Source organism: Acetobacter conturbans (genome assembly GCF_011516755.1).
GTDB classification, from domain to species: Bacteria; Pseudomonadota; Alphaproteobacteria; order Acetobacterales; family Acetobacteraceae; genus Acetobacter; species Acetobacter conturbans.
Window position 1 is genome coordinate 43,717 of sequence record NZ_WOSY01000016.1, and the last position, 7,743, is coordinate 51,459.

Sequence of the window (7,743 nt, forward strand, 5' to 3'; positions counted from 1 at the left end):
GAGATGCTGCAAAAAGTTTTGCTGGATGCAGCATCTCTTGCTCTTTTATTCTCAGCTGTAACGGATATCAAATTTCGTACGATCTATAATTCAGTTTCGTTATTTATTTTTGTTGTATCGCTTGTTTGCGCCTTCGAGCGGGGTGAATTTAGCGAAGAATTGCTTGCGATTGGTGTCCTCGCACCGATTTTTTACGCTTTCTGGATTTTCAGAGTTCTCGGAGGAGGTGACGTCAAACTCCTTCTGGCGGTTATTCCTCTGGTGCCGATAAACGATCTTTTATCGTTGTTCATGTCAATTTCTCTCTGTGGCGTGCTGGTTGCCGTCATTTGTCTCATGAGATCGAAGATTGGCTGGCCTGGAACTCGTTCCACGATGTCTACAAAAAATGGAGAAAAGGTAGCTGCTCATTTGGTGGTTTCGGTCCCTTATGGGGTTGCCATAGCGTTGGGCGTTATTGTGGAAACATTGAAAATTCTGGAAATGTAATGAGATTTTATAGATATTCGTTGTTTTTCTGCGTTGGTGTTTTGACGATCATGTGCATTTTTCTCGTGGTCAAGCTTTCATCCCGACCTGAACCCCAAGAGAAAATCGTTCAGGCAGTGAAGCCTGAACCTATGGTTACGATACTTGTCGCCAATCGGCAGCTTTATGCCGGAGAAGTCCTTCAGTCCGCAGATATATCCTCTTCGAAAATTCCGCAGGCTTTTGTGTTGCCCGGAACAGTTGCTGATTCCAGTTCTGCACGCCAAGGTATCGTTGGAACCTTGCTGCGTGTATCCATTCCCAAAAGCAGTCCTATCAGAGCGGAAGATGTCGTTCATCCGGGGGATGGTGGATTCCTTGCTGCATTATTGAATCCTGGCAAGCGAGGTATCGCCGTGCCGGTGGATCCATCCAACGCTGCGGGGGGATTGATATGGCCGGGTGATTTTGTGGATGTCTTGCTTATGCCCAACATCTCCAGAAGTGATGAGGGCTCAGCGCAGCATGATTCAGCAGTCAAAACCCTTCTCCATAATGTCCGTGTCGTTGCCGTAGACCAGCATCTGGTGCGGGGAAAGGGGCCAGCCGCCGCAAATCAGAATGCTAAAACCGTCGTTCTGGAGTTGCTTCCTGATGAGGCGCAGAAATTAGCGCTGGCAGAGAAAATAGGCAAAATCGTTTTAACTTTACGATCGCTTAGTCAGGTATCCGCAGATCACCTGCCTTCCGATGCACTGTGGAATGACGATATTTTTGAAGCTCAGGTTAAAGAAAAAAAAGTGAATCCACCGCAAGATACCAATCAGAAGACAATGATCCGTGTTTTTAACGGGCTGACGGAAGTTTCCAGCAATGCTCATGAACATAATTAAAATTACAAAAAAACTCTTAATACCGATGATGTTGTTTATGGGCGGTCTCTTCCAGTTTTCTTCAGAATCCCATGCTCGAAATACGTCCACAGTTCTCACATTAGAGGTTGGTAGTGGACGACTTATCGAATTGCATAATAATGTTGCCAGTGCATATGCGGCAGATCCTAAGGTGGCTGAGGTTAGGCCTGCGAGTTCGACGACGTTGTTTGTGTTTGGGACTGGTGCGGGTCACACAACTCTCTCGATTGCGGACACTGAAGGACACGCGGTTGGCCAGTATTCGATAACGGTGGTTCCGTCTCAATACGCAGCGAATCAAACACAAAATGTGGTTCATCGTGAAGCAGTCCGGGCAGATGTTAATCTAAGAGCCGGGCAGAATGGTCTTGGTCTGAATGGAACCGCTTCCTCGCCAGAGCAGGGAGAGCGTGCCTGGGAAGCTGCTAAGGATGAGGGTGGCAAAGCTGATATATATGACCACGTCAGATTGAGTGGCTCAACGCAAGTCAATCTCCAAGTTCAGGTTGTGGAAATGTCCCGAGAGCTTGTGAGGGAGATTGGTGTGGAGTGGGAAAGTGTGAATGCCTTGGGCACAAGTGCTGCGATTGGTCTGGCCACAAAAAATCCCTTGGCTGCGCTTTCTGCCAATGAGAGTAGTTTTTCTTTCTTATCCCGTTTCCGTATCGCGGGTCGACAAACGACGCTGGAAACCGTTATTGATGCTCTGGCTCAGGATGAATTGGTTCATATGTTAGCCGAGCCAAATCTTACGACAATCAGCGGTGAGCCGGCTAATTTCCTGGTTGGAGGTGAATATCCAATCCCGATTTCATCTTATAATAATACAGTTTCCGTTCAGTTTAAGCAATACGGTGTTTCACTATCATTTATTCCTACGGTTTTGTCAGATGGCAGGATAAACCTGCATGTCCGACCAGAAGTAAGCCAGCTAACCAGTACTGGTGCGGTTTCATTTGGCGAAGGCAATCAAAACATTAGTATACCAGCAATTACTGTTAGTAGAGCCGATACTACGGTTGAGCTGGGTAGCGGACAAAGTTTTGCAATAGCAGGTCTTTTTCAGGATAATACGACCGTACAAGGTCTTGGATTGCCTGGCTTAGGTGACATACCAATTCTCGGTGCTTTGTTTAAGTCTGATAGCTTTCAGCATAATCAAAGTGAACTGGTTATTATAGTAACTCCTTATATTGTCAGGCCTGTAAAGAATCCTGATATGTTGTCTAAGCCAGACGATGGGTGGTCTCCACCAGATGATTATCAGCGTGTTTTTCAAGGAAAACAAAATGGAGGGAAAAAAAATAAATTCCTACAAACGAAAAAATATAATGGCAATGAAATGAATGTTGGGTTCATGGTGGAATGATGAGAATAAAATTTAAAAATAACGTTTTTATTCTTATAGGTTTTGCCTTATCTGGTTGTGCGCAGATAGACCCGCTTTATGAAGCGAGTAGGTGGAATTCTCCTAGTTCCAATAGGAGAAATTTATTTTTACAGGTGGAACGTCCGACAGATTTGACGTTTGGACGATATGAAAATGATTATGATGGTTCATCAGCTATAGATGCAGTAAAAAGGTTCCGTGATGGAAAAGTAAAAAATATAGAAAAAACTCGTATCACGGATGTTGCCAATAGCCAGTCAGGTGGACAGGGGGGGCAATGAGTCAATTTAAATCTACCGATCATTTCAGTTCTCTGGATGTATCGACGAAAAAAAAATCTCCTGAAACCCGGATTCAGGGTTTTGTTTCTGATCAAGCGAGTGAAAGTGTTCTCCATGAAGTTCTTGACGAATTTCAGCCGGGAAATTTTTCTATATCATGTCTTTCATGCTCAGTTGCGATTGCAAAGCTAAGAAAAGGTGCTTCTCCCGATGTTATTATAATAGATGTTTCTGGGGAAGAACAGCCTGTAACAATTCTGGTTGAGTTGTCGAATATATTAGAACCAAATGTAAAAGTTCTGGTTGTCGGGGAACGGCAGGATGCAAACTTTTATAGGCAGCTTACTCGTGGTTTGGGAGTAGCTGAATACTTATACAAACCTCTTAATAGATCTATGGTCACTAGATTTTTTGGCCCTTATTTAGCTGAAGATGAATATGTGCCGGACGCAGCCCGAGGTGGGCGTGTTTTAGGTTTTATTGGAGCAAGAGGAGGCGTCGGAACCACTACTATTGTCGCAAATTTTTCATGGTACTTGGGGGAGGTGGCGCGACGCCATACTCTCATTGTTGATGCAGATCTTTATACAGGCGCAATATCAGTATTGTTAGGAGTGAAGGCTGATGGTGGCCTTCGTACTGCCTTTGAATCACCTCAACGAGTAGATGAATTATTTGTAGAAAGAAGTGCCCAAAAAATTGGCGAGCGTTGCGATGTATTAAGTAGTCAAGTTGATATTTCTGATTCGATTTCTATTTCGAGAGAGGGGCCTCGTCATTTAATTGATATCGTCAAAAGAAAATATAATTATATTACGATAGATATACCTAGAGGAATAAATGATTTTTCTAAAGAAATATCAGAACTATCAGAACAAAAAATTATAGTTATAGATGCGTCTTTACCTGCATTACGTGATGTTTTGCGTTACATAGATTACCAGAGACGCAATAAGAATGCAGCACGTCCGCTTATTGTTTTAAATAAACTGGGTGAGCCAGGCACTTTATCTTTGAAAGAAATTTCAGATGGCTTAGGTCGCCCTCCAGATGTGGTTATTCCATTTGTCCCGCGCATTGTAAATGAGAGCGAAATATCAGGCTATCCTGTTGCGGGTTCAAAAAATGCTTTTACTTCAGGAATTTCTGAACTGGTGCAAGAGGCGGCTTCCGTTTCGATAGAAAAAAAAGAGAAAAAAGAAAGTATATATAAAAATATTTTTCATAGTATGGTTGAAAGGTTGCGTTAATGACGCTTGCTCCTACATTTGGCAAAAGACCAACGGGTCAATTGGAACCGCAAGGATCTGGAGGAGGAGGATTTCACCTTCAAAATCGAGATTCAATAAGCCAATGGTCTGAACTACATGCTTTATGTTTGGAACGCTTGGATCCAGTAGCTGTTTCTAAGTTGTCTCCCGAGCGGTTGATACCTCAAATTGAGAAAATTGTTGATGAAACTGCCAATGAAAAACGCATACAACTTAATGCGCGTGAACAAAAAGCGTTAGCTAACGAACTCGTAAACGATATTAATGGGTTGGGACCTATTCAACCGTTGCTAGAAGAAGATAGTATCACTGACATTATGGTCAATGGTCCGTATAAAATATTTATTGAACAATATGGGAAGTTACTTGATTCAGGAGCTAAATTCCGTGACAGAAGGCACTTGATTGCTGTTAGTCAACGCATTGCATCTGCCATCGGGCGGCGAATAGATGAATCTAGTCCGACAGTTGATGCGCGTTTAGAAGATGGTTCCCGCGTCAATATTGTTTTCCCACCTTTGGCTTTAGATGGCCCATATTTGTCCATAAGAAAATTCTCTAAGAAGAAGATCGATTTTAGGAAATTAGTTGAAAATGGAAGCTGCTCTATTCAAGTTGCAAAAATATTAGAGATTGCGTCCAGAGTTAGATTAAATGTCATTGTTTCCGGAGGAACAGGATCAGGAAAAACCACATTAATGAACGCAATGTCCCGCTTAATAGATTCTACGGAGAGAATAATAACTGTTGAGGATGCTGCTGAATTACAGTTTCAGCAACCACACGTCGTAAGATTAGAAACACGACCAGCTTCGATTGAAGGAACAGGAGAAATCACTCAGAGAGATCTAGTTCGTAATGCATTGAGAATGCGACCCGATAGAATTATTATTGGTGAGGTGCGTGGCTCTGAGGCTTTTGATATGCTTCAGGCGATGAATACAGGGCATGATGGTAGTATGTCTACAATTCATGCAAATAGTACTCGCGATGCTATTACACGAATAGAAAATATGGTTCAAATGGGTAATTTTGGTTTGCCCACCTCGTCTATTAGAAATCAAATTGTCGGTGCAGTTGATTTAATTGTACAAGTAGAGCGTCAACGAGATGGAGTTAGACGTATAGTTCAAATTACAGATGTTTCTGGTGTGGAAGGAGATGTCGTTACTCTTAATGATATAATGAATTTTCAAATTGATGGTGAAAATTTTAACGGAATAATTTCTGGGCATTATAAAATATCTCGGTCCAGGCCGAGTTTTTATAAAACTCTTGTGTATTATCAGCTTGATAGTGTGTGGAACAGAATTTTTGAGGAATAATTTATGATTGATTTCTACACTTTGGTTTTTTGTATATCTGTTATGTTTTTCTGTATTTTTTTCAGTGTATTTATTTTTTTAAGAAATTTAAAAAATATTAAATTGAGAAACTCTAGAGTCGAAGGTATTATTTCTAGTGATAAAATAATTGCGTCTGATTACGACAGTAGTATTGTAATAAATAGAGATGTTCCATTTGTGGATAGATTTACAAAGTTTGTTTTTTTGTATGACTCTAAGTCAGTATTTATGAAAAAAAATCAATTTTTGAAATTATTTTATATTTCTGTATTAATGTTTTTACCAATAATAGTATTTTTATCAAGTTATATTTATTTTTTACATTTACTTTTTGCAGTTTTATTGGGTTGGATCTTCGTATTGCGATTTATAGTTTCAAGAAATTACAATTCCTATCGAAGAAAAATAATAAATCAACTCCCAGATGTGATTTTCATGATGGCCCGCAGTCTGAAGATCGGTGTTTCGCTCTCAAAGACATTTGAGTTGATTTCTAGGCAAGCTCCAGAGCCGACAAAAACGTTGTTTTCAGATTTAGTTAAAAAAATAGCTGTAGGAAAAGATTTTAGCGATGCCTTGGATGAGTTGGCTGACGGTGTTCATATTAAAGAATATACTTTTTTCTCTATAATAATAAAATTGCAAAGTAGGACGGGAGGTGGATTGGCGGAAATATTGGATGGATTTGCATCGAATATCAGGAAAAGAATAATGGCGAGAAAAAAAGCTGTGGCCTTAGCCTCTGAGGCTCGAATGAGTTGTTATGTTTTATCTGCTCTTCCTATATTCATGGCATTTATAATTGGAATAATGAATCCAAGCTATATTTCTGTATTATATAAAACTAATTCTGGTATAAAACTTCTCTATGCAGCTGTTATTTTATTTTTAATAGGTGTTTGTTCTATGGTTTTCGTAACAAAAAGAACGTTGAGATAGTGATGATGTATTTTTTTGTTTTGTTTTGTTTTGTTTTGTTTGTATGTATTTTTTTTATGGATAAGTGTATTTCCTCTTATCACAAAAGAAAAAAAAGGGTGGAGAATGTTTGTTTGTATTTTCAGAAGTCTGATGTTGAATTTATAGAAGAAAAAACATTTTTTCATTTAATTTTAAGTGCATCAGGATCTTTTCTGTTTAGGTTAAAATTATTTAACGAGTCTTATATTGATAGGATAAGTAAGAATAAATCTTCTAAAAATAGATACTTTGATTATAATTTTTTCGTTGGTTTGAAAATTCTGTTATTTATTTTGTTTTTATTTTTATCAGTTTTTATTTGTTATTACTTCAATATTAATGGTTTTTATAAGTGTATTTTATTTTTTTTGTTTGGTTGTGTCGGGTTTTTTATTCCTGATTTTGTCTTAAGTAAAAAAAGGCAGCATCATCTTGTTCAAGTGGACCTTGGAATGGCTGATGCTTTGGATCTATTATTGGTTTGTGCAGAAGCGGGTTTAGCTATGGAGGCTGCGCTTGAATGCGTGGCTACCGAAACAATAAAATTAAATCGTGATATTTCAGAAGAGTTTAGAATAACCTTGGACGAAATGAGAGTAGGAAATGATCGCGTTAAAATATTAGAGGACCTTGGAAGAAGAACTGGTTCTGAGGCAATGCAGCGTCTTAGTGTGGCATTAGTCCAAACATTTGAGACAGGCTCTTCTCTTGCATCAGTTTTGCGAGTTTTGGTTTCCGAACTTAGAGAAGATTCTTTAACAAAATTTGAGGAAAAAGCAGCCCGTTTATCTGTTATTCTAACATTCCCAATGATACTTTTTCTTCTTCCATGTATGTTTATTGTTATCGCAGGTCCCGCTTTGTTAAATGTACTCGGTGTTCTTAGGAATTAAATACATTTATAAATTAAAATTTTTTATGTATCAGTAGCTGTTTGGAAAGTCCGGGATGAGAATTTCGGTGTGAAGGATTGCTGACTCTAGGGCGTGTCGTCAGTTAACTCCCCGTGGCATGAGCCTTGTACTCCTGCGTATTTTGTGATGTTTTCTCTCTGTTTTCAGGGAGAGATGTGAATGCGGCGGTATGGTCTGAGCGACAGTCAGTGGGATCGGA

At 39.6% G+C, this 7,743-nt stretch carries 8 protein-coding genes; all 8 read left to right on the forward strand.

Annotation, left to right across the window (positions count from 1 at the left end):
- Window positions 1-3: 3 nt before the first annotated feature.
- Genes GOB81_RS13880 through GOB81_RS13915 form a run of 8 tightly spaced genes read left to right on the forward strand, consistent with a single transcriptional unit; the run spans window position 4 to window position 7,523 of the window.
- Window positions 4-489, forward strand: a complete 486-nt coding sequence (locus GOB81_RS13880) for an A24 family peptidase (protein ID WP_173571022.1) — start codon at window positions 4-6, stop codon at window positions 487-489.
- Window positions 489-1,361 carry a Flp pilus assembly protein CpaB gene (gene cpaB, locus GOB81_RS13885; protein WP_173571023.1) on the forward strand — a complete coding sequence of 291 codons (873 nt, stop codon included), beginning with the start codon at window positions 489-491 and terminating at the stop codon, window positions 1,359-1,361. The genes GOB81_RS13880 and cpaB overlap by 1 nt, the downstream gene beginning before the upstream one ends.
- Entirely contained in the window at window positions 1,348-2,751 is a 1,404-nt protein-coding gene (locus GOB81_RS13890) for a type II and III secretion system protein family protein (RefSeq protein ID WP_242010289.1), read from the forward strand. Before cpaB ends, GOB81_RS13890 begins: the two co-directional genes overlap by 14 nt.
- Entirely contained in the window at window positions 2,748-3,053 is a 306-nt protein-coding gene (locus GOB81_RS13895) for a hypothetical protein (protein ID WP_173571025.1), read from the forward strand. The genes GOB81_RS13890 and GOB81_RS13895 overlap by 4 nt, the downstream gene beginning before the upstream one ends.
- Window positions 3,050-4,303: an AAA family ATPase gene (locus GOB81_RS13900; RefSeq protein ID WP_173571026.1), complete on the forward strand. Its 1,254-nt coding sequence runs from the start codon at window positions 3,050-3,052 to the stop codon at window positions 4,301-4,303. Before GOB81_RS13895 ends, GOB81_RS13900 begins: the two co-directional genes overlap by 4 nt.
- Window positions 4,303-5,649: a CpaF family protein gene (locus GOB81_RS13905; RefSeq protein WP_173571027.1), complete on the forward strand. Its 1,347-nt coding sequence runs from the start codon at window positions 4,303-4,305 to the stop codon at window positions 5,647-5,649. The genes GOB81_RS13900 and GOB81_RS13905 overlap by 1 nt, the downstream gene beginning before the upstream one ends.
- 3 nt (window positions 5,650-5,652) lie before the next feature.
- Entirely contained in the window at window positions 5,653-6,609 is a 957-nt protein-coding gene (locus tag GOB81_RS13910; protein WP_173571028.1) for a type II secretion system F family protein, read from the forward strand.
- A gap of 2 nt (window positions 6,610-6,611) precedes the next feature.
- On the forward strand, window positions 6,612-7,523 hold the full coding sequence (locus GOB81_RS13915) for a type II secretion system F family protein (protein ID WP_173571029.1): 912 nt from the start codon (window positions 6,612-6,614) through the stop codon (window positions 7,521-7,523).
- The last annotated feature ends 220 nt before the right edge of the window (window positions 7,524-7,743 follow it).